Origin of the sequence: Prevotella illustrans (assembly GCF_017426725.1) — a bacterium.
GTDB classification, from domain to species: domain Bacteria; phylum Bacteroidota; class Bacteroidia; order Bacteroidales; family Bacteroidaceae; genus Prevotella; species Prevotella illustrans.
On sequence record NZ_JAERMS010000083.1, the window covers coordinates 1 to 1472 of the forward strand.

General features: G+C 47.6%; 2 protein-coding genes. Both read left to right on the plus strand.

Annotation, left to right across the window (positions count from 1 at the left end; all coding sequences use genetic code 11):
• Positions 1–64 precede the first annotated feature (64 nt).
• A complete protein-coding gene (locus tag JHU38_RS12235; protein ID WP_107581714.1) occupies positions 65–451 on the plus strand; it encodes an ISAon1 family transposase N-terminal region protein in 387 nt (128 codons plus the stop codon).
• Entirely contained in the window at positions 417–1409 is a 993-nt protein-coding gene (locus tag JHU38_RS12240) for an ISAon1 family transposase (protein WP_199222650.1), read from the plus strand. Before JHU38_RS12235 ends, JHU38_RS12240 begins: the two co-directional genes overlap by 35 nt.
• Positions 1410–1472: the final 63 nt, after the last annotated feature.

Consider the following 1472-nt stretch of genomic DNA (forward strand, 5'->3'; position numbering starts at 1 on the left):
GGCTCAGTAGAAAATTCGTGGGGATAATATCTTCTAATTGAAATTAAATGCTTTTCTTTGTGATATGGAAAATGCCTATCTCAAAGCAATAGCAAGCGTTGTATTACCTGCGCAGATTCTTGATTACTTTACCGTGGTTGGTTTGACTCAAACGGATACAGAGATACCTATCAGTTTGGATGAATTGATGGACAAAAGCCTATCGTCGGATGTCCATTTCGAATCTAAGGGATTCATGGAAGCAGTAAGCGTGACTGATTTTCCAATCAGAGCCCATAAAGTGATACTGAAGATCCGGCGTAGGCGCTGGACAGACAGCCGTACGGGCAAGAGCTTCAGCCTCCCCATCGACCTTGACATCGTAGCCAAGGGCACCCGTTACTCCAAGGAGTTCGGGGCTTTTTTAAAAGAGACGTATGGAGACATCCCCCGTGACCTGCCGTATGCTTGAGGATTTCTATAGGATAGACGGCCATACCTTTGAACGTCAATACAAGGAAGTCTTGAGTAATTTCCGGGAATGGGATCAATTGGACCATGCCGAGGAGTGGCTCCTGTTTCCTTACAACATGGGGCCCCGGCTTGCAATAGACGAGTCCTCGCTCTCCAATGGTGAACTCTACACGTTCGTAACCAACCGTGACGCACGTACGCGTGACCAATCCCTGATAGCCGTCGTGGCAGGCACAAAGTCTGAAGACGTGATTGCCGTTCTCAGGCGGATTGACCAGGGGCAGCGCAATGCGGTGGAAGAAGTTACGCTTGACCTGTCCGACTCCATGCGTAAAATCGTACGCACGGCATTCCCCCATGCCAACCGTGTCATAGACCGGTTCCACATTCAGAAGCTGGCATGTGAAGCCGTGCAGGAACTTCGGATCAAGCACCGTTGGGATGCTCTTCAACAGGCGAACGATGAAATGGAGGAGGCGAAGCTCAATGGAGAGAGTTACCTGCCTTTCCGTTATCCCAACGGAGATACCCGTACGGAATTGCTCATACGCTCGAGATACCTCCTGTTCAAGCCGACCCAAAAGTGGACCGACAGGCAGAAGATACGGGCTGCAATACTATTTGAGCAATATCCTGATATAAAGACTGCATACGGACTCTGCCATTCCCTGAGGATGATATTTTCCAAGAATACCATCAAGGATGCCGCACGCCTGGCCATGGCACGCTGGTACAACAAGGTAGAAGAAGCAGGATTCCACTCCTTTAACGTCATAGCAGCCACCTTCTATGAACATTATGAAGAAATCCTTAACTTCTATAACAACCGTGCTTCAAATGCAATGGCAGAGTCATTCAACGCCAAAATCAAACTATTTCGAGCTAACCTTAGAGGAGTGGCTGACAAAAAGTTCTTCCTTTTCAGAATTGCAAAGCTATACGCATATCCCCACTAATTTTCTACTGACCCGATATTATTGATACTTGTAAACCTGTCCCCATTAATTTTCTACTGAGCC

Excerpts from the sequence above, each read along its gene's own strand:
- JHU38_RS12235 (WP_107581714.1), top strand. The coding sequence starts at position 65 with ATGGAAAATGCCTATCTCAAAGCAATAGCAAGCGTTGTATTACCTGCG.
- JHU38_RS12240 (WP_199222650.1), top strand. The coding sequence starts at position 417 with ATGGAGACATCCCCCGTGACCTGCCGTATGCTTGAGGATTTCTATAGG.